Origin of the sequence: Pantoea sp. DY-17, assembly GCF_019795975.1 — a bacterium.
In the GTDB taxonomy this organism is placed as follows: Bacteria; Pseudomonadota; Gammaproteobacteria; order Enterobacterales; family Enterobacteriaceae; genus Pantoea; species Pantoea leporis.
This window is the reverse complement of record NZ_JAIMIG010000004.1, coordinates 83,041-108,018: the sequence shown is the minus strand read 5'-3', so window position 1 is coordinate 108,018 and position 24,978 is coordinate 83,041. Positions and strand designations below refer to the sequence as shown.

At 57.5% G+C, this 24,978-nt stretch carries 17 protein-coding genes and 3 tRNA genes; 14 read left to right on the top strand and 6 right to left on the bottom strand.

Going from position 1 to position 24,978, the window contains the following annotated elements:
• Positions 1-4: 4 nt before the first annotated feature.
• The 11 genes from ptsP to recD all read left to right on the top strand — a co-directional run bounded on the left by ptsP (position 5) and on the right by recD (position 17,715).
• Positions 5-2,251 carry a phosphoenolpyruvate--protein phosphotransferase gene (ptsP, locus tag K5Y33_RS17445; RefSeq protein WP_008109260.1) on the top strand — a complete coding sequence of 749 codons (2,247 nt, stop codon included), beginning with the start codon at positions 5-7 and terminating at the stop codon, positions 2,249-2,251.
• A 94-nt stretch (positions 2,252-2,345) separates the two neighbouring features.
• Positions 2,346-3,227 (top strand): prolipoprotein diacylglyceryl transferase, encoded by an 882-nt coding sequence (gene lgt / locus K5Y33_RS17440; RefSeq protein ID WP_008109262.1) that lies wholly within the window; start codon positions 2,346-2,348, stop codon positions 3,225-3,227.
• Positions 3,224-4,018: a thymidylate synthase gene (gene thyA / locus K5Y33_RS17435; RefSeq protein ID WP_217549450.1), complete on the top strand. Its 795-nt coding sequence runs from the start codon at positions 3,224-3,226 to the stop codon at positions 4,016-4,018. Before lgt ends, thyA begins: the two co-directional genes overlap by 4 nt.
• Positions 4,019-4,195: 177 nt before the next feature.
• Entirely contained in the window at positions 4,196-4,666 is a 471-nt protein-coding gene (locus K5Y33_RS17430) for a prepilin-type N-terminal cleavage/methylation domain-containing protein (protein WP_101762023.1), read from the top strand.
• Positions 4,657-5,196, top strand: a complete 540-nt coding sequence (locus tag K5Y33_RS17425; protein ID WP_222234684.1) for a prepilin peptidase-dependent protein — start codon at positions 4,657-4,659, stop codon at positions 5,194-5,196. The genes K5Y33_RS17430 and K5Y33_RS17425 overlap by 10 nt, the downstream gene beginning before the upstream one ends.
• The gene (locus tag K5Y33_RS17420; RefSeq protein WP_222234682.1) at positions 5,193-5,615 is read left to right on the top strand and encodes a DUF2509 family protein; all 423 of its coding nucleotides are present in this window, start codon (positions 5,193-5,195) and stop codon (positions 5,613-5,615) included. Before K5Y33_RS17425 ends, K5Y33_RS17420 begins: the two co-directional genes overlap by 4 nt.
• On the top strand, positions 5,548-5,889 hold the full coding sequence (locus K5Y33_RS17415; RefSeq protein ID WP_110867962.1) for a prepilin-type N-terminal cleavage/methylation domain-containing protein: 342 nt from the start codon (positions 5,548-5,550) through the stop codon (positions 5,887-5,889). The genes K5Y33_RS17420 and K5Y33_RS17415 overlap by 68 nt, the downstream gene beginning before the upstream one ends.
• Before the next feature lie 69 nt (positions 5,890-5,958).
• Positions 5,959-9,339 (top strand): exodeoxyribonuclease V subunit gamma, encoded by a 3,381-nt coding sequence (gene recC / locus K5Y33_RS17410; protein ID WP_222234681.1) that lies wholly within the window; start codon positions 5,959-5,961, stop codon positions 9,337-9,339.
• 107 nt (positions 9,340-9,446) lie between these two features.
• Entirely contained in the window at positions 9,447-12,344 is a 2,898-nt protein-coding gene (gene ptrA / locus K5Y33_RS17405) for a pitrilysin (protein WP_222234679.1), read from the top strand.
• Entirely contained in the window at positions 12,341-15,880 is a 3,540-nt protein-coding gene (gene recB, locus K5Y33_RS17400) for an exodeoxyribonuclease V subunit beta (RefSeq protein WP_222234677.1), read from the top strand. The genes ptrA and recB overlap by 4 nt, the downstream gene beginning before the upstream one ends.
• Entirely contained in the window at positions 15,877-17,715 is a 1,839-nt protein-coding gene (gene recD / locus K5Y33_RS17395) for an exodeoxyribonuclease V subunit alpha (protein WP_222234675.1), read from the top strand. The genes recB and recD overlap by 4 nt, the downstream gene beginning before the upstream one ends.
• Before the next feature lie 142 nt (positions 17,716-17,857).
• Here the strand turns inward: recD and argA are convergent, their stop codons facing one another.
• Entirely contained in the window at positions 17,858-19,186 is a 1,329-nt protein-coding gene (gene argA, locus K5Y33_RS17390) for an amino-acid N-acetyltransferase (protein WP_007891884.1), read from the bottom strand.
• 233 nt (positions 19,187-19,419) lie between these two features.
• Between argA and amiC the strand changes: the two genes are divergently transcribed.
• Positions 19,420-20,655: an N-acetylmuramoyl-L-alanine amidase AmiC gene (gene amiC / locus K5Y33_RS17385; protein ID WP_146001292.1), complete on the top strand. Its 1,236-nt coding sequence runs from the start codon at positions 19,420-19,422 to the stop codon at positions 20,653-20,655.
• A 73-nt stretch (positions 20,656-20,728) separates the two neighbouring features.
• Here amiC and K5Y33_RS17380 read toward each other — a convergent pair.
• From K5Y33_RS17380 to K5Y33_RS17370, 3 genes are all read right to left on the bottom strand, one after another.
• Positions 20,729-20,805 (bottom strand) — tRNA-Met (locus tag K5Y33_RS17380).
• A 51-nt stretch (positions 20,806-20,856) separates the two neighbouring features.
• Positions 20,857-20,933 (bottom strand) — tRNA-Met (locus K5Y33_RS17375).
• Between the two features lie 53 nt (positions 20,934-20,986).
• A tRNA-Met gene (locus K5Y33_RS17370) sits at positions 20,987-21,063 on the bottom strand.
• 204 nt (positions 21,064-21,267) lie between these two features.
• Between K5Y33_RS17370 and mltA the strand changes: the two genes are divergently transcribed.
• Positions 21,268-22,416 carry a murein transglycosylase A gene (gene mltA, locus K5Y33_RS17365; RefSeq protein ID WP_101762003.1) on the top strand — a complete coding sequence of 383 codons (1,149 nt, stop codon included), beginning with the start codon at positions 21,268-21,270 and terminating at the stop codon, positions 22,414-22,416.
• A gap of 28 nt (positions 22,417-22,444) precedes the next feature.
• The gene (gene tcdA, locus K5Y33_RS17360; RefSeq protein WP_222234673.1) at positions 22,445-23,251 is read left to right on the top strand and encodes a tRNA cyclic N6-threonylcarbamoyladenosine(37) synthase TcdA; all 807 of its coding nucleotides are present in this window, start codon (positions 22,445-22,447) and stop codon (positions 23,249-23,251) included.
• On the opposite strand, the gene csdE is transcribed toward tcdA, so the two are convergent.
• Complete coding sequence (gene csdE, locus K5Y33_RS17355) at positions 23,239-23,694, bottom strand: cysteine desulfurase sulfur acceptor subunit CsdE (RefSeq protein ID WP_222234671.1); 456 nt, start codon at positions 23,692-23,694, stop codon at positions 23,239-23,241. The genes tcdA and csdE overlap by 13 nt on opposite strands.
• A 4-nt stretch (positions 23,695-23,698) precedes the next feature.
• Positions 23,699-24,904, bottom strand: a complete 1,206-nt coding sequence (gene csdA / locus K5Y33_RS17350; protein WP_222234669.1) for a cysteine desulfurase CsdA — start codon at positions 24,902-24,904, stop codon at positions 23,699-23,701.
• Positions 24,905-24,978 lie beyond the last annotated feature (74 nt).

Here is a 24,978-nt window from a genome sequence, read left to right as displayed (position 1 = left end):
CTTTATGCTCACTCAGTTACGCGAAATAGTAGAGAAAGTGGCGAGTGCTCCACGTCTGAATGAAGCACTCGACATTCTGGTAAACGAAATTTGCCTTGCGATGGAAACCGAGGTTTGCTCGGTTTATCTCGCCGATCACGATCGTCGTTGCTACTACCTGATGGCGACACGCGGGCTAAAAAAGCCGCGTGGTCGTACGGTCACGCTGGCGTTTGACGAAGGCATTGTTGGCCTCGTTGGACGCTTAGCCGAGCCGATCAACCTCGCCGACGCGCAAAGCCATCCCAGCTTCAAATACATTCCTTCCGTTAAAGAAGAGCGTTATCGCTCCTTCCTCGGCGTGCCGATTATCAGCCGCCGCCAGCTGCTTGGCGTGTTGGTTATCCAGCAGCGCGAACACCGTCAGTTTGATGAAAGCGAAGAGTCATTCCTCGTCACGCTCGCCACGCAAATGGCGGGATTGCTGTCGCAGTCGCAGCTCGGTCAACTCTTTGGTCAATTCCGTCAGACGCGGGTAAAAGCGATTGCCGCTGCGCCGGGCGTGGCGGTCGCGCCGGGTTGGGTAGATGAAACCCAGCCGCTGCTCGATCAGGTTTCCGCTGCGTCCACGCTTGACGTGCAGCGCGAGCGCGAGCGCCTGGTGCTGGCGATGGGCGAGGCCGGCAACGAATTCCGCCGCTTCAGTAAACGCTTTGCTGCCAGCGTGCAGAAAGAGAGCGCGGCGATCTTCGATCTCTATTCGCACCTGCTTACCGATGCGCGGCTGAAAAAGGATCTGTTTGATGAGATCGAGCGCGGATCGGTAGCGGAGTGGGCGGTTAAAACGGTGATCGAGAAGTTCGCCGAGCAGTTCGCCAATTTGCAGGATCAATATTTACGCGAGCGCGCTGGCGATCTGCGCGTGCTCGGTCAACGTCTGCTGTTCCACCTCGATGATTCGCTGGTCGGCACCAATGCCTGGCCGGAACGCTTCGTGTTAGTCGCGGATGAACTCACCGCCACCACGCTGGCTGAATTGCCGCAGGAGCGTCTGGCTGGCGTGGTGGTGCGCGACGGTGCCGCCAACTCGCATGCGGCGATTTTAACGCGCGCGATGGGTATTCCCACCGTGATGGGCGCGGATATTCTGCCGGCGCAGCTTAACAAACGCTTGCTGATTGTTGATGGTTATCGCGGCGAAGTGCTGATCGATCCGGAACCGGTGCTGGTGCAGGAGTATCAGCGTTTAATCAGCGAAGAGAACGCGCTGAGCAAAATGGCCGAAGGCGTGGTCGAGCAGCCCGGTGAGTTAAAAAGCGGTGAGCGCATTCAGGTAATGCTGAATGCCGGTCTCAGCCCGGAACACGAGCAGGCGCTGGATAACTGGGTGGATGGCATTGGCCTGTATCGTACTGAAATACCGTTCATGCTGCACAACGGCTTCCCGTCCGAAGAGGAGCAGGTGGCGCAGTATCAGGGCATGCTGCAGCTGTTCTACGATAAGCCGGTGACGCTGCGTACGCTGGATGTCGGCGCGGATAAGCAACTGCCGTACATGCCGATCAGCGAAGAGAATCCGTGCCTTGGCTGGCGTGGCATTCGTTTAACGCTCGACCAGCCGGAAATCTTCCTGGTGCAGGTGCGCGCCATGCTGCGTGCCAACGTGGCCTCCGGTAACCTGAGCATTCTGCTGCCGATGATCAGCCATATCGATGAGATCGATGATGCGCGTCGTCTGATCGATCGCGCTGGCCGCGAAGTGGAAGAGATGCTCGGCTATGTGATTCCCAAGCCGCGCATTGGCATCATGATTGAAGTACCGTCGATGTTGTTTATGATCCCGCATCTGGCGGATCGCGTCGATTTCGTCTCGGTTGGCACCAACGATTTGACGCAATATCTGCTGGCGGTTGATCGCAACAATACGCGCGTGGCGAACCTGTATGATTCGCTGCATCCGGCGATGCTGCGGGCGCTGCACACTATTGCCAGCGAAGCCCGCCAGGCCAAGCTGGAGCTCTGTTTGTGTGGTGAAATGGCTGGCGATCCAATGTGTGTCGCGCTGTTAGTGGGCATGGGATATCACCATCTCAGCATGAACGGCAAGAACGTGCCGCGGGTGAAATATCTGCTGCGCCATCTCGATTTTGAAGAGGCACAGAAGCTCAGCGAGCATGGACTGGCCGCGCATACTGCCTCGGAAGTGCGCCATCTGGTCTCCACCTTTATGGAGCGCCGTGGTTTAGGCGGTTTGATTCGCGGCGGGCGTTAACGGTTACAACTTCACGACCTGTAAAAAAAGTGGCTGTGCTATCATGCGCAGCCTTTTATTGTCCCGTTTCAGGGCAGAAAAATGATGGTGAAAGATGACTGACGGCTACATTTCGTTTCCCCAATTCGATCCGGTAATTTTCTCTATCGGACCGGTTTCGCTTCACTGGTACGGCTTGATGTATCTGGTGGGCTTTGTATTTGCTATGTGGCTGGCGACGCGACGCGCCAACAAACCTGGCAGCGGCTGGAAAAAAGAGGAAGTGGAAAACCTGCTGTATGCGGGCTTCCTCGGCGTATTCCTCGGTGGACGTATCGGCTATGTGTTGTTCTACAACCTGCCGTTGTTCCTGGAGAATCCGCTGTATCTGTTTAAGGTCTGGGATGGCGGCATGTCGTTCCACGGCGGCCTGATTGGTGTGATTGTGGTGATGCTGATTTTCGCACGCCGTACCAAGCGCACTTTCTTCCAGGTAGCGGATTTCATTGCCCCGCTGATCCCGTTTGGTTTGGGTGCCGGTCGTCTCGGTAACTTCATCAACGGCGAACTGTGGGGCCGCGTGGCGCCTGATTTCAAATACGCGATGTTGTTCCCCGGTTCACGCAGCGAAGATATCGCGCTGGCAGCCAACAATCCGCAGTACCAGGAATTGCTGAACACCTACGGCGTGCTGCCGCGTCATGCGTCGCAGCTGTATGAGCTGTGCCTCGAAGGCATCGTGCTGTTCATCATTCTCAACCTGTTTATTCGCAAGCCGCGCCCCATGGGCAGCGTCTCGGGCCTGTTCCTGATCGGCTACGGCGCATTCCGCATCATCGTGGAGTTCTTCCGTCAGCCGGATGCGCAGCTTGGTCTGTTTGAAGGCGGCGTCAGCATGGGACAGATTCTGTCGATCCCAATGATTCTGGCCGGTGTAATTATGATGATCTGGGCGTATCGTCGTCGCCCGCAGCAACAAACTCGTGAGGTAAAATGAAACAGTATCTGGACCTAATGCAACATGTGCTGAATGAAGGCGCAGAAAAGGCCGACCGTACCGGCACCGGCACGCTCTCCATCTTTGGCCACCAGATGCGTTTCAATTTGCAGGATGGTTTTCCGCTGGTCACCACCAAGAAAGTGCACCTGCGCTCGATCATCCATGAGCTGTTGTGGTTCCTGAAAGGTGAGACCAACATCGGTTACCTGAAAGAGAACAAGGTCACCATCTGGGACGAATGGGCCGATGAGAACGGCGATCTTGGCCCGGTCTACGGCAAGCAGTGGCGCAGCTGGGGCAGCGCCTCGGGTGAAGAGATTGATCAAATCGGTAAAGTGATTGAGCAGCTGAAGCGTGACCCCGATTCGCGCCGCATCATTGTCTCGGCGTGGAACGTGGGCGAGCTGGATCACATGGCTCTGGCGCCTTGCCACGCCTTCTTCCAGTTCTACGTGGCCAACGGCAAGCTCTCTTGCCAGCTCTATCAGCGCTCGTGCGATATCTTCCTGGGGCTGCCATTCAACATCGCCAGCTATGCGCTGCTGGTGCATATGGTGGCGCAGCAGTGCGATCTCGAGGTGGGCGATTTTGTCTGGACCGGTGGCGATACGCATCTGTACAGCAACCATTTAGAGCAGGCGCGCCTGCAGTTAACGCGTGAGCCGCGCCCGTTACCGAAGCTGGTAATCAAGCGTAAACCGGCTTCTATCTTCGATTATCAGTTCGATGATTTCGAGATTGAAGGCTACGATCCGCATCCAGCCATTAAAGCGCCCGTCGCCATTTAACGCCACTCCCGCAAGGTCGCCATTCATGGCGACCACGCCCAAATCGCACTTTAATCCTGAATCTGTCTCACAAAACGCTGTATCTCTCTGCACCTCTCCACGATTTCCTGCGCAACGTTTCCCAACGTCGATTTCTCTCCCTTGTTGAACTTCATGTTGCTGGGCACATTAGCCGCCATGAACAGAAACGTTAACCACGGCTTCACTTTGCCCGAACTGTTATTGGTGATGGTGATCGCCGGCATACTTAGCGTCGGCGCGCTGCAGGGTTGGCAGCGCTGGCAGCAATATCAACAGCTGCGCGACAGCGTACTGCAACTGCAGGGATTTCTGCTGCGTTTGCGCGCCCATGCTAACTGGCACAACCGCGATCTCACGCTGTGGGTACAGAGCGGTGAAAACGGCTGTCTTGGCGCGGGACCTAAACCTGCAGAAGGCTGCGCACTGCCCTCGCGCTGGTTATTTAAACCGCCGCACGACAGCGTGCGCCTTGTCGGCATCAATGGTGACGTCGGTTTTTACGGTCGGCGTGATGTCGCGCGTCCTGGCAGCATCGATCTCGCCAGTGCGGCGGGACGCTGGCGCTTAATTATCTCCGCCAGAGCGCGCATCCGTGCCTGTCAGCCGGGAGAGAAAGGATGCGAATAGCGCAACGCGGATTCAGCCTGCTGGAGATGCTGATTGCCATGGCGATTGGCGCGGTACTGATGATCAGCGTCGGAAGATTTTTACCGCTGCTGCTGGAGCAGAATCTGCGTCTGCAACAGCGCGTGCAGTTACAGCAGGAGCTGCAGCAGATCGCCAATACGTTGCAAAAAGCGCTGCGCCGAGCCGGCTATTGCCACGGCCAGTGCAGCGGTTCGGCGCTAACGATTGCCGCCAGCGGCAGCTGCGTTTTACTGCGCTGGGATGAGAACAGCAACGGGCGCTGGGAAGGCGTGGGCCATAGCGAAAGTGACTATTACGGCTATCGGCTGCGCAGCGGACAGCTTGAAATGCAGCGCGGCGTGGATGAGTGCAACAGCAGCGGCTGGGAGAAACTCTCCGATCCGGCGTTTCTCACCATCGATGCCTTCAAGCTTGAACGGCAGGGATCGCGTCTGGTGCTGCAACTGGCGGGACACGCTAACAGCCAAAGCGTAGAGCTGGCAAGCTGGATAGAAGGAATCAATCTGTGAAGCAGCGCGGCAATAGCACGCTGGGCATGGTGCTGATGATGTTACTGATGGGCGGATTGACGCTACACTCCACGCGAACGCAGCTCTCGCAAGGCATGGTGTTAGTGGCTGATGAGCAGCTGCACAGTCAGGATTTCTGGCAGGCGCAGGCGGCGTTAACGTGGGGCAGCGTGCAAAACTGGCCGCAGGCCACCGGCTGGCAATGTCAGCAATGGACAGCAGAACAGTGGCAAAGCTGCCTGCTACGAATGGAGGATGACAATGCGTTGTTATCGGGACATGGAGAAGGGCGCGCGCTGTGGCTCTATCGTTGGGTATCCATCCCCAACACGCAACCCCAGCCGCAAGCGCATGGCTGGATCGATTACTGCCCGCTGTCGCAGCCGGCGCTGTGCCAGCCAGAAGCAGCAGGGCTTTAGCCTGGCGGAAACGCTGGTGGCGATGCTGTTGCTGGCGATGACCATCAGCACATTGCTGCAATATCATCGCGCGCTGGCGCTGGGGTTTAGCCAGCAGTGGCAGCAGCGTCAGGCGTGGCGCGTTGCCGGCCAGGCGCTGCTTGGCCGTGACGTTGAGGGATGGCAGAGTCAGCGCCAGCAGCAGAGCCTGGCGGGCGGCTGCACGCTGGAGCGCGTCACGGTCACGGGGCCACAACAGCGTTCCGCCTCACTGGCGCAGCTCAATTGCCACTAGCGGTAGGCATCGCAGGTGATAAACGGTAGAGTGGCTCGGCTGCGTTGTTGTCTTGTGTTTAGGAGAAATATGTTCCGGGTCTATCACTCTAATCAGCTTGATCTGTTGAAAAATCTGGCAGGTATTCTGATTGAAAATCAACCGCTGACCGATCCGCTGGCGGCTGAACAGGTGCTGGTACAAAGCCCAGGCATGGCGCAGTGGCTGCAAATGGAACTGGCTAACAGTTTCGGCATTGCCGCCAACATTGATTTCCCGCTGCCTGCGAGCTTCATCTGGAACATGTTCGTTAAGGTGCTGCCCGATATTCCTGAAGAGAGCGCCTTCACCAAGGCCAGCATGAGCTGGAAGCTGATGCATCGCTTGCCAACTTTGCTGGAGCAGGACGCTTTCCAGCCGCTGCGTCACTACCTCAATGATGACGACGACAAGCGCAAGCTGTATCAGCTCAGCGCCCGTGTTGCCGATCTGTTTGACCAATATCTGGTGTATCGCTCGGACTGGCTCAACAGCTGGGAGCGCGGTGAACGGATTGATGGCTTAGGCGAATCGCAGCAGTGGCAGGCGCTGCTGTGGTGCGATCTGGTTAACTTTACCGAAAGCCTGGGTCAACCGATGTGGCATCGCGCCAACCTCTATGCGCGCTTTATCCAAAAGCTGGAACAGGCGCAAATGCCGCCGCCGGGCTTGCCGCAGCGCGTGTTTATTTGCGGTATCTCCGCGCTGCCGCCGGTTTATTTGCAGGCGTTGGAAGCGCTGGGCCGTCACATTGATATCCATCTGCTGTTCACCAATCCCTGCCGTCACTATTGGGGCGACATTCAGGATTATGCCTTTTTGGCGAAGCTGCAAAGCCGCCAGCGCCGCCGCATCCAATCGGATGAGCTGCAGCCGCTGTTCCGCGATCCGGCTAGCGCGTCAGCATTGTTTAACGATATCGGCGAGCAGCAGCTGACCAATCCGCTGCTGGCGTCATGGGGCAAGCTGGGGCGCGATAACCTGTTTCTGCTGAGCCAAATGGAATCCGCCGCCAACGACATTGATGCCTTCGTCGAGATGCCTCAAGACAATCTGCTGCACAGCGTGCAAGCGGATCTGCTCAATCTGGACGATAAAGCGATCATTGGCCTCAACGCCGGTGAGCTGGCGAACAGCGCCGAAAAACGGCTGCTTGATCCTGAAGATCGCTCGATCACGCTGCAGGTGTGCCACAGCGCCCAGCGTGAAGTTGAAGTGCTGCAGGATCATCTGCTCACGCTGATGGAAGCCCATCCCGAACTCAAACCACGCGACATCATCGTGATGGTGGCGGATATCGACAGCTACGCCCCTTTTATTCAGGCCGCTTTTGCCAGCGCGCCGAGCGAACGCTATTTGCCGTTCGCCATTTCCGACCGCCGCGCCAGTCAGGCGCACCCGGCAATTCTGGCGCTGCTCAGCTTGCTGTCTCTGCCTGAAAGTCGCTTTGCCTCCGAAGATGTGCTGGCGCTGCTTGAGGTTCCCGCATTAGCGCAGCGCTTTTCGGTGGATGAAAGCGGGCTGCGCCTGCTGCGCCGCTGGGTGATGGAATCCGGCATTCGCTGGGGACTGGACGATGCCAGCGTGGAAGCGCTGGCGCTGCCGGTAACCGGACAACACACCTGGCGCTTCGGCCTGCAGCGTATGCTGCTCGGCTATGCGCTGGAGAGCCGCAACGGCGACTGGCAAGGGATCCTGCCGTATGACGAATCCAGCGGTTTGATCGCTGAGCTGGCGGGGCATCTGGCGGAACTGCTATCGCGACTCGAAGAGTGGCGTGCGCGTCTGGCAGAAGAGCGCACGTTAGCGGAGTGGCAGCCGCTGTGTCGTGAGTTGATTGAGTGCTTCTTTAGCGGAGACGCCGAAAGTGAAGCCGCGCTGCTGCTGGTGGAAACACAGTGGAAACAGATTATCGAGCAGGGCATGCAGGCGGCCTATCAACAGCCGATTCCGGTTACGCTGCTGCGTGATGAGCTGCGTTCACGCCTCGATCAACAGCGTATCAGCCAGCGTTTCCTCGCCGGTCCCATCAACTTCTGTACGCTGATGCCGATGCGTTCGATTCCCTTCAAAGTGGTGTGTTTGCTGGGCATGAACGATGGCGTCTATCCGCGCACCTTAGCGCCGCTGGGTTTCGACCTGATGCAGCAACAGATGCGCAAAGGCGACCGTAGCCGCCGCGATGATGATCGCTATCTGTTCCTTGAAGCGCTGATCTCGGCGCAGCAGCAGTTCTATATCAGTTACATCGGCCGGGCGATTCAGGACAACACGGAGCGCTATCCATCGGTATTAGTGAGCGAGCTGGTGGATTACCTGGGGCAGAGCTTCCGTCTGCCGGGTGATGAAGCGCTCGAACCTGATATCAGCGAGCAGCGCGTGCGTGAACATCTGCAAAAGCTGCATAGCCGCATGCCGTTTGCCGCAGAGAACTTCCAGCCGGGCGCTCACGGGCAAAGCTTTGCTGCGGAGTGGTTGCCCGCAGCCACCGGCAGCGGCGTGGCACAGCCGGATTTTGTGCAGCCCTTGCTGCCTGCACCGATAGAAACCTTGTCGCTGGAGCAACTGCTGCGTTTCTGGCGCCATCCGGTGCGCGCCTGGTTCCAGCAGCGCTTGGGGGTGGCTTTCTGGATGGAAGAGAGCGAGCTGCCCGACAGCGAACCGTTCGCGCCTGACAGCCTGGAACGCTACCAAATCAACGCCCAATTGCTGAATACGTTGGTCAACGGTGACGATCCGGCGCAGCTGTATGCGCGTCACCGCGCCGCAGGCAATCTGCCTTATGGCGCGTTCGGGGAACTTTTCTGGCAGAGCCAAACCGAAGAGATGCAGGAAGTGGCCGCCGAGGTGAGTGGTCAACGCCAGCCCGCTGAAAGTTGGGAAATCAATCTGACGATCGGCGCAGTGCAATTGACCGGCTGGCTGACGCAGGTGCAAGCTGATGGCCTGCTGCGCTGGCGTCCGGGCGTGCTGAACATGAACGATGGTCTGCTGCTATGGCTTGAACATCTGGTGTATTGCGCGTTGGGCGGCAGCGGTGAAAGCCGCATGTACGGCCGTAAACAGAGTCACTGGCGCTTCGCGGCGCTGCCTGCTGAACAGGCGCTGTCGTTTCTGCATGCGTATGTTGCGGGTTACCAGGCCGGATTAGTCGAGCCGCTGATGCTGCTGAATAAATCCGGCGGAGCCTGGCTGGAAGCCAGCTTTGATAGCAAGTCGCAGCAGTTGCTGGAAGACGAAGCCACGCAGAAAAAGGCACTTAACAAATTGCTGCAAGCCTGGCAGGGTGGTTTCCAGGTGGAAGGCGAGGGCAGCGATCCCTATCTGCAACGCCTGAGTCGCTCATTGGACGATGAGGCCGTGCAGGCGATTACTGCCGCCGCACGCCAATGGTATTTGCCGGTGCGCCTGGCGCATCAAAATGATGAATAGCAATGGGATACGCCCTCGTTTGAGGTTGTTCCTGACACGATAAGAAAGTTTGTCTATTTCACCGCTGGGCACACAGCCAGCGGAAAAGGGTAACGTAAGGGGTTTAAATGCGGATTTACGCACGCTGGATTGGAGCGCTGCTGCTGAGCACGTTAGCGCTGAATGCCTTTGCCGATACCGATCGCGGCTGGCAACCCATCAATGACACCATTCGTAAAAGCGATCACGATCCACGCAGTTATCAGGCGATTACGTTAAACAACGGTATGACCGTGCTGCTGGTCTCGGATGCCGAAGCGCCTAAATCGCTGGCGGCGCTGACCTTACCGATCGGTTCGCTGGATGATCCTAATCAGCAGCTGGGTCTGGCGCACTATCTCGAACACATGGTGTTAATGGGCTCAAAGCGTTATCCGCAGCCTGATAATCTCGCCGAATTCCTGAAAAAAAATGGTGGCAGCCACAATGCCAGCACCGCGTCGTATCGCACGGCGTTCTATCTGGAAGTGGAAAACAGCGCGTTGCAGCCCGCAGTTGATCGTCTGGCCGATGCGATTGCTGAACCGCTGCTCGATCCGGTTAATGCCGATCGTGAACGCCATGCGGTTAACGCAGAACTGACCATGGCTCGCTCACGCGATGGCTTGCGTATGGCACAGGTGGGTGCAGAAACTCTCAACCCTGCGCATCCCGGCTCGCGCTATTCCGGTGGCAACCTTGATACGTTGAGTGACAAGCCGGACAGCAAATTGCATCAGGCGCTGACCGATTTTTATCACAGCCACTACTCCGCCAATCTGATGAAGGCGGTGATTTACAGCAACAAACCGCTGCCAGAGATGGCCGACATTGCGGCAAAAACCTTTGGTCGTGTGGCTAATCATCAAACGACGGTGCCAGAGATTGACGTGCCGGTAGTGACCGACGCGCAGAAGGGCATCATTATCCATTACGTGCCCGCACAGCCGCGCAAGCAGTTGAAAATTGAGTTCCGCATCCCGAACAACAGCGGCCAGTTCCGCAGTAAAACCGATACGCTGATCAGCTACATTCTGGGCAATCGCAGCAAAAACACCCTCAACGACTGGCTGCAAAAGCAAGGGCTGGCGGATGGCGTCAGCGCCGGTGCAGACCCGATGACCGAGCGCAACAGCGGCGTCTTCGCTATCAGCGTGTCGTTAACCGACAAAGGTCTGGCGCAGCGCGATGAAGTGGTGGCTGCGGTGTTCAACTACCTTGATATGCTGCGCACCAAAGGCATCAGTAAAGAATACTTCGATGAAGTCTCCCACGTGCTGGCGCTGGATTTCCGCTACCCATCAATTACCCGTGATATGGATTACATCGAGTGGCTGGTAGATACCATGCTGCGGGTGCCGGTTGAACACACGCTGGATGCGCCTTATCTGGCCGATCAGTTCGATCCCGCGGCAATCAAAACGCGTCTCGACGAAATGACGCCGCAGAACGCGCGCATCTGGTACATCAGTCCGCAGGAGCCGCATAACAAAGAAGCCTACTTTGTGAATGCGCCCTATCAGGTGGACAAAATCAGCGACGCCCAAATTAGCGACTGGCAGCAACGTGCCGCGCAGCTTCAGCTGTCGATGCCCACGCTGAATCCCTATATTCCGTCGGATTTCGCCATCATCCCCTCCGATGGCAAAACCTACGATCATCCGGTCGCACTGACCAATGGCGACAGCATGCGTATTTACTGGATGCCAAGTCAGCAGTTTGCCAGCGAACCGAAAGCCGCTATTACCTTAGCGCTGCGCAACAAATTGGCGATCAGCGATGCGCGCCAGCAGGTGCTGTTTGGGTTGAATGACTATCTCTCCAGCCTGGCGCTGGATGAATTGAATTCGCAGGCTTCGGTTGGCGGCATCAGTTTCTCCACCGGGGAAGATGATGGCATCGTGTTTAGCGCCAGCGGGTTTACCCAACGTCTGCCGGAATTGCTGAAGAAGCTGGTGGAGGGTTACGCCACCTTTACGCCGGACCAGCAGCAGCTGGAACAGGCCAAATCCTGGTATCTGGATCGACTGGAAGCGGCAGAGAAGGGCAAAGCGTTTGAGCAGGCGATTCAGCCGATGCAGATGTTGTCGCAGCTGCCTTACACCCAACGTGAAACGCGCCGCAATCTGGTGAAAGACATCACGCTGAAACAGGTCACCGATTACCGCGATGCGCTGATTCAACATGCAACCCCGGAGATGATGGTGGTGGGCAATCTCTCTGCAGAGCGCGTGAAACTGCTCGGCGATGAGCTACAGCAACAGTTGCACAGCGATGGCCACGGCTACTGGCACAGTGATTATGTGGCGGTGGATAAAGCAATGAAGGCCAATCTGCAGAAAGCCGGCAGCAGCACTGATTCAGCGCTGGCCGCGCTGTATGTGCCGTTGGGCTACAGCGAATATCAAAGCATGGCCAACAGCACCATGCTGAGCCAGATCGTTCAACCCTGGTTCTACAACCAGTTGCGCACCGAAGAGCAACTCGGCTATGCGGTGTTTGCTTACCAGATGCCGATCGGACGCCAGTGGGGCATCGGATTCCTGCTGCAAAGTAACAGCAAGCAGCCGGCGTTTTTACTGCAACGCTTCCAGGCATTTTATCCGCAGGCTGAACAGCGTCTGCGCAGCATGAAAGCGGAAGATTTCGCCCAGTATCAGCAGGCGCTGATCAACGATATGAAGCAGCGTCCGCAAACGCTGGATGAAGAGGCGAACCGCTTTAACCGTGACTTTAAACGTCAGAACTTTGCCTTCGATACGCGTGAAAAAGCGATTGAGCAAATTCAGCAACTGACGCCAGCCGGCCTGGCCGACTTCTTCCATCAGGCGGTATTAGCGCAGCAAGGCATGGCGATGATTTCGCAGATCGGTGGCAGCCATGATGGCGCGACCAAAGATGACTACGCCCAGCTGCCGGGCTGGACCACATGGGATGAGGTTCAGAAGTTGCAGCAGTCGTTGCCCGTGAAGAGTGATGCGCAATGAGTCTGCTACCTGAATCGCTCAATCCTCTGACGCTGCCGCTGCGCGGTGAGCGTCTGATTGAGGCCTCAGCCGGCACCGGCAAAACCTTCACCATCGGCCTGCTCTATCTAAGGCTGCTACTGGGATTGGGCGGACAACATGCTTATTCGCGCCCGTTGTCGGTAGAAGAGATTCTGGTGGTGACCTTTACCGAGGCCGCGACCGCTGAACTGCGCGGGCGTATACGCGCCAACATTCACGAGCTGCGGCTGGCCTGCCTGCGCGGCGTCAGCGGCAACCCGATGCTGATGCAGCTGCTGCAGGAGATTCCACAGCCCGCCGATGCGGCTTCGCTGCTGCTGGCCGCTGAACGACAGATGGATGAAGCCGCCATCTTCACCATCCACGGCTTCTGCCAGCGCATGCTGAATCTCAACGCCTTTGAGTCCGGCATGCTGTTTGAACAGCAGCTGATTGAGGATGAACAGCTGCTGCTGCGCCAGGCGACTGCCGATTTCTGGCGTCGTCACTGCTATCCGCTGACGCTGGATGTCGCGCGAGTGATTGTCAGCGAATGGAGCGGCCCGGAGCAGTTGCTTTCCACCTTGCGTCCGTGGTTGCAGGGCGAATCGCCCAGCCTGCGTCTGCCGCCTGCCGACAGTGAAACCCTGGCTTCGCGCCACAGCGAAAACCTGGCGCGTATCGCCGCGATGAAAGCGCAATGGCTGGCGGTGGGTGACGAAGTGCTGACGCTGGTGGGGCAATCTGACGTGGATAAGCGCAGCTACAGCAGCAAGAATTTGCCGGTTTGGGTCAATAAAGTCAGCTTTTGGGCGCAGAGCGAAACGCGTGATTATCAGGTGCCCGCCGAACTGGCGCGCTTCGGTCAGCGCATGCTTGAAGAGAAGACCAAAAAGGGCAATCCGCCGCATCACAGTGTGTTTGACGCCATCGACACTTTCCTTGCTCAGCCGCTGTCGCTGCGCGATCTGGTGATTGCGCGTGCGCTGGTAGAGGTGCGCGCTGCGGTGCGCAAAGAGAAACGTCAGCAGGCACTGTTGGGTTTTGATGACCTGCTGAGCCGCCTCGACGAAGCACTGCAGCAGCCGAGCGGTGAGCAACTGGCTCAGGCGATTCGCCAGCGTTTCCCGGTGGCGTTGATTGATGAGTTCCAGGATACCGATCCGCTGCAATACCGTATTTTCCGCACGCTTTATATCAATCAGCCAGCGCATGCGCTGCTGTTGATTGGCGATCCCAAACAGGCGATTTACGCCTTTCGTGGCGCGGATATTTTTACCTATATCCGCGCGCGCAGTGAAGTCAGCGCGCACTACACGCTGGATACCAACTGGCGCTCGTCGCCTGCGATGGTCAACAGCGTTAACCAGCTATTTGCGCGCCTCGACGCGCCCTTCCTGTTCGCTGAGATCCCGTTCCAGCCGGTGCAGTTTGCGCCTCCCAACCAGCAACTGTCGCTCAGTATCGATCAGGTTGAGCAAGCGGCGTTACGCTTCTGGCTGCAGCCGGGCGAAGGCTTCAGCGTTGGGGATTATCAACAACGTATGGCGCAGCAGTGTGCGGCCGATATCAGTCGCTGGTTGCAGGCCGGGCAGCAGCAGCGCGCGATGCTGGGCAAAGCGCCCAATTTGCGGCCGGTACAAGCCTCTGACATCACAGTGTTAGTGCGCAGCCGTAACGAAGCTAACCTGATTCGCGAAGCGCTCAATCTGCTCGGTATTCCGTCGGTTTACCTGTCGAATCGCGACAGCGTTTACACCACGCCGGAAGCGCGTGAGCTGTTATGGCTGTTGCAAGCGGTGCTGGCGCCGGAGCAGGAGCGTATGCTGCGCACCGCGCTGGCAACCTCGCTCTTTGCCTTTGATGCCTCGCAGCTGGATGCGCTGGATCAGGACGCGCGCGGCTGGGATGAACTGGTGGATACCTTTGCCCGCTGGCAGCTGGTGTGGCAGCAGCGTGGCGTCTTGCCGATGCTGCGCGAGATGATGCTGGAGCGTCAGCTGGCGGAAAATCTGCTGGCATCGGAGAACGGCGAGCGTCGTCTGACGGATTTACTGCATCTCGGCGAACTGCTGCAGGAAGCGGCTGCGCAGTTGGATAGCCCACATGCGCTGGTGCGTCATCTGGCACAGCAGATCGCCCGCCCGGACAGCCAGTCTGCCAGCCAGCAGCTGCGTCTGGAGAGCGATCGTCATTTGGTGCAGATTGTCACCATCCACAAATCTAAAGGGCTGCAATATCCGTTAGTGTGGCTGCCATTCGCCGCCGGTTTTCGCGAGGCGGATACCGCGCTTTATCACGATCGTGAGAGCTTTAACGCGGTCCTGGACCTGCAAGCCGACGAAGAGAGCCTGGCGCTGGCCGAACAGGAGCGTCTGGCGGAGGATTTGCGCCTGCTCTACGTGGCATTGACTCGTTCGATCTATCACTGCAGCGTCGGCGTGGCACCGCTGTTTCGCGGCACGCGTAAGAAAGAGGGCGAGAGCGATTTGCATAAAAGCGCGCTCGGTTTTCTGTTGCAGCGCGGTGTAGCGGCAACGGCCGAACAGCTCGGCGCGTTGCTGCATAACATGGACGCGTCGGGCACCGAGGTAGTGCTGGCCGAAGATATGCAAGCCGAGCGCTGGCAGGTTGAGGCGGTCGCCGATAGCGAGTTGGGGGCGCGAAGCGTAACGCGCGTGCTGGCCGATCCGTGGCGCGTCACCAGTTACTCTGGTTTGCAGCAGCACAGTTCTCATCGTCTGCTTGAGGTGATGCCGAATTTCGATGTGGAAGCAGCCGGCGAAGAGGATCGGGAAGAGGAAGGGGAAGCGGCGCTCACGCCCCATCACTTCCCGCGCGGTGCTGCGCCGGGAACGTTTTTGCATGAGCTGTTCGAATCGCTGGATTTCCCGCAGCCGCCTTCCGAGGAGAAGCTGGCGCAACATCTGCAGCAAAACGGCTATCCGCTGCACTGGCAGCCGATGCTCAGTACGTGGATCAGGCGTGTATTGAGCACGCCGCTTAACGCGCAGGGTATTCATCTGGCGCAGGTGCAAAGCAGCGATCGTTTGGTGGAGATGGCGTTCTATCTGCCAATTGACAACGTGCTGACCGCGCGTGAACTGAGCGCGTTGATTGCTCAGGATGCGTTATCGGCGCAGGCTCCGCCGCTCGATTTCCGTCAGGTGCAGGGCATGCTGAAAGGCTTTATCGATTTGGTGTTCCGCTGGCAGGGCAAATATTACCTGCTGGATTATAAATCCAACTGGCTCGGTGACAGCCATGAAGCTTATACGCCGCAGGCAATGGCGCAGGCGATGATCGACCACCGCTACGATTTGCAGTACCAGCTCTATACGCTGGCGCTGCACCGCTATTTACAACATCGCGTGCCGGATTACGATTATGAGCAGCATTTCGGCGGCGTATTTTATCTCTTCCTGCGAGGCATGGACGGCAGCTCGCCAGACAACGGCGTGTTTCATACCCGTCCCACCTTCGACTTCATTTCACAACTGGATAGCCTGTTTCGCGGGCCGGGAGCGACAGCATGAGCGGTATGACCGCGCTTTTAGCACAGGCGGCTGAGCTGCGTTTGCTGCGCTCGCTGGATGTCCAGTTCGCTCAACTGCTGGCTGATGATGATCAACCGGCGCGTTTGCTGCTGGCGGCCTGCCTGAGCGCGGAAGCGGGAGATGGGCATGTCTGTTTGCCGTTATCACAGCTGAGCCGCGATAACCTGTTTAAAGGACGCCATGCGGAGCTGGCCCAGGCCATCTGGCAAGCGGCAGGCGAACCGCAGGATTGGCCGGCAATTTTAGCCGGCTGGTCGGCACTGAGTAGCAGCGAGCAAGCGGCACCCATCGTGCTGAGCGAAGATCGTCTCTATCTGCATCGCCTTTGGCACAACGAAGGGCAGGTGGCGCGTTTCTTTCAGTCACAGTCGACAGCACAGCCTTTTGCGCCTGAACGGGTCAGGGAAGTGCTGGATCAGCTGTTTGGCAGCGAGCCGGATAACTGGCAGAAGATTGCGGCTGCGGTGGCGCTGACGCAGAAAACTGCGGTGATCTCGGGCGGTCCCGGAACCGGAAAAACCACCACGGTGGCAAAACTGCTGGCGGCACTGATCCGTCTTAGTGAAGGCGCGTTACGTATTCAGTTGGCTGCACCAACCGGCAAAGCGGCGGCGCGTCTCACCGAATCGCTGGGCAAGGCGCTGCAAAAGTTGCCGGTGAGCGAGGCGGAGCGGCAGCGCTTTCCGGCCGATGCCACCACGCTGCACCGCTTGTTAGGCGCGCAGCCGGAAACACAGCGCCTGCGCTATCACGCCGGAAATCCGCTGCATCTGGATGTGCTGGTGGTGGATGAAGCCTCAATGGTCGATCTCGGCATGATGGCGAATTTGATTGCCGCATTGCCAGCGCAGGCGCGCGTGGTGTTCCTCGGCGATCGCGATCAGCTGGCATCGGTGGAAGCGGGCGCGGTGCTCGGTGATATCTGTCGCTGTGCCGAAGCCGGTTACAGCCCGATGCGCGCTGCGCAGCTGAGCGAGCTTACCGGCAGCGGGGTGGCGGGCATCGATGACAGCAGCGCACCCGCGGTACGCGACGCGATTTGCCTGCTGCGTAAAAGCTACCGCTTTGACGCCAACTCCGGCATTGGCCAACTGGCCGCAGCGGTTAACGCCGGTGATGCAAAGGCGGTTGAAGCGGCATTCAAGGCTGGTTTCAGCGATATCACCCGTCAACCTTTGCAGGATGCAGATGCGTATCAGGCGATGCTGACGGAGATTGCCGCCGGTTATCAGCCGTTCCTGAAACTCATTCGCCAACGCGCTGATCCTGCTGAAATTATCGCCGCGTTTGGCCGATATCAGCTGCTGTGCGCACTGCGTGAAGGGCCGTTTGGCGTGCAGGGATTGAATCAACGTATTGAGCAGAAGCTGATGCAGCTGCAGCTGATTCGTCGTCCAACCGGCGGCAGTCGCTGGTATCAGGGACGTCCGGTGATGGTGACGCGTAACGACAGCGCGCTGGGCCTGTTTAACGGCGATATCGGCATTACGCTGTTTGATGAGGAAGGCCTGCTGAAGGTGTTCTTCCCGTTGCCGGATGGCAGCATCAAGGCGGTGCAACCGAGCCGATTGCCAACGCACGATACCGCGTGGGCGATGACGGTGCATAAATCGCAGGGTTCGGAATTTGACCACACGGCGTTGGTGATGCCGGCGCAGTTCCTGCCGGTGTTAACGCGCGAGCTGATTTATACCGCGATTACCCGCGCGCGTAAGCAGCTGACGTTGTACAGCGATGACTGCGTGTTCCGGCGTGCCGTGCAGTTACGTACCCAGCGACGCAGCGGATTACTGGAGCGGTTGAGCGGGGAGTAATTAAGTATCGATTCCGCACAATCCGTAGCGGCGCGATGAATCGCGCATATCAATGGCGGCAGCTTGCCCATGCGGATATTGCGCAATAAATTGCGCCGCTACGGTATGTGCAACTACGCAACGGCACAGTTAAATGATGCGACTACCCCAAATCCGCCATCAGCACTTTTGAACGGCGCTGGTAGTTATACATCTGCTTCTTGCTCTCGGGCAGGGACTCAATATCCACCGGCGTAAAACCGCGCTCCTGGAACCAGTGAATGCTGCGCGTGGTTAACACAAACAGCTTCTTTAGCCCCATCTGACGTGCCTGCAACGCCACGCGATCCAGCAACAGTTCGCCACGCGACGAGCTGCGGTAATCCGGATGCACTGCCACACAAGCCATCTCACCAATCTGCTCGTCCGGGAACGGATAGAGCGCGGCACAGGCGATGGTTAAATTATCGCGCTGAATAATGGTGAACTTATCAATCTCCATCTCCAGTTGCTCACGTGAGCGACGCACCAGAATCCCTTGCTGCTCCAGCGGGCGAATCAGTTCGAGAATACCGCCGATATCGTTGATGTTGGCGCGACGAATCTGCTCGGCCGACTCCATCACAATCTGGGTACCGATACCGTCGCGCGAGAACAGTTCTTGCAGCAACGCACCATCTTCCTGATAGCTAATCAGGTGGCTGCGACGCACGCCGCTGCGGCAGGCTTTGACCGCACCACGTAAGAACCGCACGGTGCCAGAGAGGAAATCGCCATCGCTCTCCATTTCGTCGATGCGCGCCTGGGCTTCGTTCGGGAATAATTCAGAAATAATCGCGCCTTCGCGATTGGTCACGCCCTGCTCGGAGCAGAAACCAATCATCTTCTCGGCCTTCAATTTAATTGCCAGCTGCGTCGCCACTTCTTCTGACGTCAGGTTAAAACTCTCGCCGGTCACAGAAACCGCTACCGGACCGAGCAGCACAATCGCATCGTTATCCAGCTGACGATGGATCGCTTCCTCATCAATGCGACGAATACGCCCGCTGTGGCAGTAATCAACGCCATCATCCACCCCCAGCGGCTGCGCAATGATGAAGTTGCCGCTCACTACGTTAATGTGCGCGCCCTGCAGCGGCGTGTTGTTGAGGCTCATCGACAGACGCGCGGTGATATCCAGCTGTAAACGACCGGCGGCCTGCTTTACCAGCTCAAGCGATTGCGCATCGGTAACGCGCGTATGTTTGTGGTAAATCGGTTCCAGCTGTTGCTGGGCCATGCTGGCGTCAATCTGCGGACGCGCACCATAAACCACCACTAAGCGAATGCCGAGGCTATGCAGCAGACCGATGTCATTAACGATGCTTGAGAAGTTCTCATGCTCGATGGCTTCGCCACCCAACATGATGACAAACGTCTTGTCACGATGGGTATTTATATAGGGAACGGTGTGGCGAAAACCCTGAACCAGTTCTGTACTGCGTTCCTTCACGGCAAAGCCCTCTATGCATGTTTATTCGTAATTTTCGTATTTTTATGCTCTTTTGCTCTTTATTGCAAGCGCCGGGCCTGACGTTACTTTACGATTTTCATGATGCAACACGCGCTAACAGACTGCATTATCTGGTTTTTCCGGCAAGACAAGACGATTCTCATCGAGTAAAGTTTTCACTTTCTTGCCATCGAGTGATGATTTTTTAGACATAACACAGCAGTTGGAGCGGCATGTCCGAAGCTTTTACACGACGACGATTATTACAGGGCGCTGGCGCATTATTAATGCTAAGCGTGACGCGTACCGGGCTGGCTGCCAGCCAGCATATTGTGGCGGTGCGCATCTGGCCCTCATCGACTTACTCCCGCGTAACCCTGGAATCAAACGTTCCCCTCAAGTACAAACAGTTCACGCTGGGGAATCCCGATCGTCTGGTTATTGATATCGAAAATATGCACATCAACCCGGTCCTGAAAGGAGTCGATAAGCTGGTGCGCGTGGACGATCCCTATATCAAAACCGCACGCGTCGGTCAGTTTGACGCTAACACGGTGCGACTGGTGCTGGAACTCAAGCGCAGTATTGCGCCCAAGACATTTACTCTTGCGCCAGTGGCAGGTATCAAGCATCGCTTAGTGGTCGATCTCTATCCTAATCAACAATCACGGGAAGAGGATCCGCTACTGGCATTACTGCAGAATTACAATCAGGGCGATCTTGAACGCGATCAGCCGGTGCAGGCGGCGCTGCCGGGCAAAGCGGGGCGCGATCGACCGATTATCATCATGATCGATCCTGGCCATGGTGGTGAGGATCCCGGCGCGCATGGCAAATATAAAACGCGTGAGAAAGATATCGTGTTGAAGATCGGTCGCTATCTGAAGGCGCTGATCGACAAAGAGCGCAACATGAAAGCTTACATGACGCGCAATGAGGATGTGTTTATCCCGCTGCGTGTCCGCGTGGCGAAAGCGCGAAAGCAGCGTGCGGATCTGTTCATTTCGATCCATGCTGATGCCTTCACCAGTCGGGCCGCGCGCGGTTCGTCGGTGTTTGCCCTTTCGACCAGCGGCGCTACCTCAGCGGCGGCGCGCTTCCTCGCACAAACGCAGAATGAAGCCGATTTGATTGGCGGCGTCAGCATGAGCGGCGATCGTTATCTCGACCACACCATGTTCGACATGGTGCAGCGGCAAACCATCAGCGACAGCCTGAAGTTTGGTAAAGAAGTGCTGTCACGCATGGGACATATCAATCACCTGCACAAGCGCACCGTCGATCAGGCGGGATTTGCGGTGCTGAAAGCGCCGGATATTCCCTCGATTTTGGTGGAAACCGCGTTTATCAGTAATGTCGAAGAGGAGCGCAAGCTGCGCACGGCGCGCTATCAGCATCAGGTGGCTGAGGCGATTCTGCATGGGATTAAGGCGTATTTTGATAAGGGTGCGGCACTAGCGCATCGCTGAGGAGGGCGGCAGCAATGCCGCTTTTTTCCGGACGCCAGAAACAAAAAAACACCCGTTAAGGTGTTTAAATGATTGGTTGCGGGGGCCGGATTTGAACCGACGACCTTCGGGTTATGAGCCCGACGAGCTACCAGGCTGCTCCACCCCGCGTCCGTCTGTCGCATTAAGCGACTTTTCACATTGTATTCTTCTTAAGACAATTGGTTGCGGGGGCCGGATTTGAACCGACGACCTTCGGGTTATGAGCCCGACGAGCTACCAGGCTGCTCCACCCCGCGTCCGACTGACGCGTTACACGACACTTCACATTGTCTCTTCATTTAAGAAGAATTGGTTGCGGGGGCCGGATTTGAACCGACGACCTTCGGGTTATGAGCCCGACGAGCTACCAGGCTGCTCCACCCCGCGTCCGTGGATGCGCACTATACTCTGGACGCGCGGCGATGCAACCCCTTTTTGAGACAAAACGTCAAATTTACAGTCAGTTGATGAATAAACTCGCCATTGGGTGGATTATTGTACAGATGTGAGCGTGACCGCTGATGGCAGATTTCATTCTCTCTGCCCCTTTGCTATCGTCGCCGGGCAAACAATCGATAAAAAGAGAAGGTTATGAAAGGACATTGGGCGAAGTATGCACTTACTGGCGCATTTATCGCGCTGCTAGCGGGCTGTAGTTCTAAACCGACCGACCGCGGTCAACAGTATATCGATGGCAAGCTGGAGCAACCGCTTGGGCTGGTCAACCAACCGAATGCTAAAGGGCGTCCGGTAAACGGCAAAGACTTTAGCGATCAGGTGGTGCAGATTCAAACCGCCTCATCCGGCCTGTTCGGGCGCAACAACGGTACTTACAGCGCAGTGCAAAACTGGCTGCTGTCCGGCGCGGATACGCGCCAGCTCAACCAGTTTGGTTTGAATGCTTATCAGATGGAAGGCACTGACAATTACGGCAACGTGCAGTTCACCGGTTACTACACGCCGGTTGTGGAAGCGCGTTATACCCGTCAGGGCGAGTTCCAGTATCCGATTTATCGTATGCCACCGCGTCCGCGTGGACAGAAACTGCCGAGCCGCGCTTCTATCTATAATGGTGGGCTCGACGATCGCTACATCATTGCCTACAGCAATTCGCTGATCGATAACTTCATGATGGATGTGCAGGGCAGCGGCTACGTTGATTTTGGTGATGGTCGTCCACTGCGCTTCTTTGGTTACGGCGGCAAAAATGGCTGGGCTTATCACAGCATCGGCAAAGAGCTGATCGATCGCGGTGAAGTGAAGCGCGAAGATATGTCGATGCAGGCGATTCGTCAGTGGGCGCAAGAGCATTCGCCACAGGAAGTGCGTTCGGTGCTTGAAACTAACCAATCCTTCGTCTTCTTCAAACCGGAAGAGTATGTGCCGGTGCGCGGTGCCAGCGCGGTGCCGCTGATTGCCAAGGCTTCCGTTGCCTCCGATCGTTCATTGATTCCGGCCGGAACCGTGCTGTTAGCCGAAGTGCCGCAGCTGAACGAGAAGGGCAAGTTCAATGGCAAATATGAGATGCGTCTAATGGTGGCGTTAGACGTGGGTGGCGCGATTAAAGGCCAGCACTTCGATATCTATCAGGGCGTTGGCCCGGATGCGGCGCATCTGGCCGGTTTCTACAACCATTATGGCCGCGTCTGGGTGCTGAAAGCCGCGCCGGGCACCGGTCAGCCGCTGTTTAGCAACCCACAAAATGGCAACAACGGTTCGCTGCTGTTAGGTTCTAATTAATGTCCCGTTTTCCCGGAAAGGTTAGGTTATGACAGTAGTAAGCGACGCCTGGCGACAACGTTTTGGCGGCACGGCGCGTCTCTATGGCCAGGACGCGCTGCAGCGTTTTGCCAACGCGCACTTTTGCGTGATCGGTATTGGCGGCGTGGGTTCGTGGGCGGCGGAAGCCTTAGCGCGCACCGGCATAGGTAAAATCACCCTGATTGATATGGACGATGTCTGCATCACCAATACCAACCGCCAGATTCACGCGCTGCAGGGCAAAGTGGGCCAGGCGAAAACCGAAGTGATGGCGGAACGTATGCGCGCCATCAATCCGGAATGCGAAGTGATCTGCATCGATGATTTCATCACGCCGGAAAATACCGCTGAACTGTTATCGGCGGGTTTTGACTACGTGATTGATGCGATTGACAGCGTGCGCCCCAAAGCCGCGTTGATCGCCTGGTGTCGTCGCAACAAGATCCCGCTAATAACCACCGGCGGCGCGGGCGGCCAGATCGATCCCACGCAGATTCAGGTGAGCGATCTGGCGAAAACCATTCAGGATCCGCTGGCGGCCAAGCTGCGTGAGAGATTGAAAGGGGATTTTAACGTGGTGAAGAACAGTAAAGGCAAGCTCGGCATCGACTGCGTATTCTCGACGGAAGCGCTGATGTATCCGCAGCCGGACGGCAGCGTGTGCACTTCACGCTCCACCGCAGAAGGCCCGAAACGCATGGATTGTGCCGCCGGATTTGGCGCGGCGACCATGGTAACCGCCACGTTCGGGTTTGTGGCGGTTTCCCATGCATTGAAGAAGTTTCTGGCGAAGGCAGCGCGTCAAACGGCCTGAGCGTGCAGACGAGCAGCGCGTTGCACCGCATCCGCCAGCGCCTGTAAACCGCTGCTGCGCGACGCACTGAGCTGTGCGCGCAGATCTAACGTATCAAACAACGCCAGCGGATCTTGCTGCAGCAAGTCGGCTGGCGTTTTGCCTTCCACCGCCGTCAGTAACACCGCTAGCAATCCGCGCACGATGCGTCCTTCGCTGTCACCATAAAAGTGCAGCGTGCCGTTGTTCAGCAACTGGCTGCTCAGCCACACGCGATTTTCACAGCCCGTGAGTTCAATATCTGGCGTCTTAAACTCTTCTGCTAACGCAGGCAACTGGCGGCTGAGCTGGATCAGCTGACGATAGCGATCTTCCCACTGATGAAAATAGCTGAATTTTTCCGTCAGGCTGGCTGCGGTAATCAGATCGCCGAACGGATGCGGGGCGAGCAGGGTTGATGTCATGGGCTTATTCACTCAGTAAGTCGACGGCATGACGCATGGCGCGCACCAGCGCATCCACGTCCTGCAAATTATTATAGGGGGCGAACGAGACACGCAGCGTGCCGGTGACGCCCAGCGCCGCCATCAGCGGCTGCGCGCAGTGCTGCCCGGCGCGCAATGCGATGCCATGCTCGGCGAGCAGCGTAACGATATCGCTGTGGTGAATGCCGGCAATATCAAATGCCAGCAGGCTGGCATTGCCACAGCGGAAGCTGCGGAAACCGGGGATCTCGCTCAGTTGCTCCTCGGCGAGGCTCGCCAGCTGCTGGCTCCACATTTCGGCCTTTTTGCCATCATGTTGCGCCAGCCACTGCAGCGCGGCACTCAACCCCACCACGCCGGCAACGTTAGGCGTTCCGGCTTCAAAACGCCACGGCACCGGCTGCGGTGTGAAACCGTTAAAATCGACCTGCGTCAGCATTTTGCCGCCGCCTTGCCACGGATCCATCGCTTCCAGCAGCTCCGCTTTGCCATACAGCACGCCAACGCCCATTGGGCCGTAAAGCTTATGGCCGGAAAAAGCATAGAAATCAATATCCAGCGCCTCTACATCCGGCGGACAATGCACCACACCTTGTGCGCCATCGACCATCACTTTGGCACCGACGTCATGGGCTAAACGGATCGCCTGCGCCAGATCCGGACAGCCGCCGGTGACGTTCGACATCTGACCAACGGCCAGCAATCGGGTACGTGAATTGAGCAGTGCTGGCAGCAGCGTGATATCCGGCAAACGATCGTCGCCCAACGGCCATTTCACCACTTTTGCGCCCGCCGCTTTTGCCACCATCAGCCACGGCACCAGATTGGCATGATGTTCGGCTTCGCTAACCACGATTTCATCGCCAGCCTGCAATCGCGGAGCCAGCCAACTGTTCGCCACCAGGTTGATCGCTTCGGTGGTGCCGCGCGTCCAGACAATCTGCCGATCGTCCGCAGCATTGAGCCAGCGCGCCACTAATCCGCGCGCCTGTTCGTATTTTTCTGTTAATGCGCGAGCGGCAGCGAACTGGCTGCGATGCACGGTGCCAGCGCTGAGGCTGTAGAACTGTGCGGTTGCGTCGATCACCGCCTGCGGCTTGAGCGCAGTAGCCGCGCTATCGAGGTAGATTCCGGCATCGCTCAGCGCGGGGAACTGCTGGCGGAAGGCGCCGGGAGAAAAAATGGTCATACTCAGCCCACTGTTAATCATGTTAGGACCAGGCTGAAAGCTGGCCCGTTGCCTGGCAAAGCTGGAAAAGCGCG

Excerpts from the sequence above, each read along its gene's own strand:
- thyA (WP_217549450.1), top strand. The coding sequence starts at position 3,224 with ATGAAACAGTATCTGGACCTAATGCAACATGTGCTGAATGAAGGCGCA.
- mltA (WP_101762003.1), top strand. The coding sequence starts at position 21,268 with ATGAAAGGACATTGGGCGAAGTATGCACTTACTGGCGCATTTATCGCG.
- tcdA (WP_222234673.1), top strand. The coding sequence starts at position 22,445 with ATGACAGTAGTAAGCGACGCCTGGCGACAACGTTTTGGCGGCACGGCG.
- recB (WP_222234677.1), top strand. The coding sequence starts at position 12,341 with ATGAGTCTGCTACCTGAATCGCTCAATCCTCTGACGCTGCCGCTGCGC.
- amiC (WP_146001292.1), top strand. The coding sequence starts at position 19,420 with ATGTCCGAAGCTTTTACACGACGACGATTATTACAGGGCGCTGGCGCA.
- K5Y33_RS17415 (WP_110867962.1), top strand. The coding sequence starts at position 5,548 with ATGGCTGGATCGATTACTGCCCGCTGTCGCAGCCGGCGCTGTGCCAGC.
- recD (WP_222234675.1), top strand. The coding sequence starts at position 15,877 with ATGAGCGGTATGACCGCGCTTTTAGCACAGGCGGCTGAGCTGCGTTTG.
- ptrA (WP_222234679.1), top strand. The coding sequence starts at position 9,447 with ATGCGGATTTACGCACGCTGGATTGGAGCGCTGCTGCTGAGCACGTTA.
- csdE (WP_222234671.1), bottom strand. The coding sequence starts at position 23,694 with ATGACATCAACCCTGCTCGCCCCGCATCCGTTCGGCGATCTGATTACC.
- lgt (WP_008109262.1), top strand. The coding sequence starts at position 2,346 with ATGACTGACGGCTACATTTCGTTTCCCCAATTCGATCCGGTAATTTTC.
- K5Y33_RS17425 (WP_222234684.1), top strand. The coding sequence starts at position 4,657 with ATGCGAATAGCGCAACGCGGATTCAGCCTGCTGGAGATGCTGATTGCC.
- K5Y33_RS17430 (WP_101762023.1), top strand. The coding sequence starts at position 4,196 with ATGAACAGAAACGTTAACCACGGCTTCACTTTGCCCGAACTGTTATTG.
- recC (WP_222234681.1), top strand. The coding sequence starts at position 5,959 with ATGTTCCGGGTCTATCACTCTAATCAGCTTGATCTGTTGAAAAATCTG.
- ptsP (WP_008109260.1), top strand. The coding sequence starts at position 5 with ATGCTCACTCAGTTACGCGAAATAGTAGAGAAAGTGGCGAGTGCTCCA.
- csdA (WP_222234669.1), bottom strand. The coding sequence starts at position 24,904 with ATGACCATTTTTTCTCCCGGCGCCTTCCGCCAGCAGTTCCCCGCGCTG.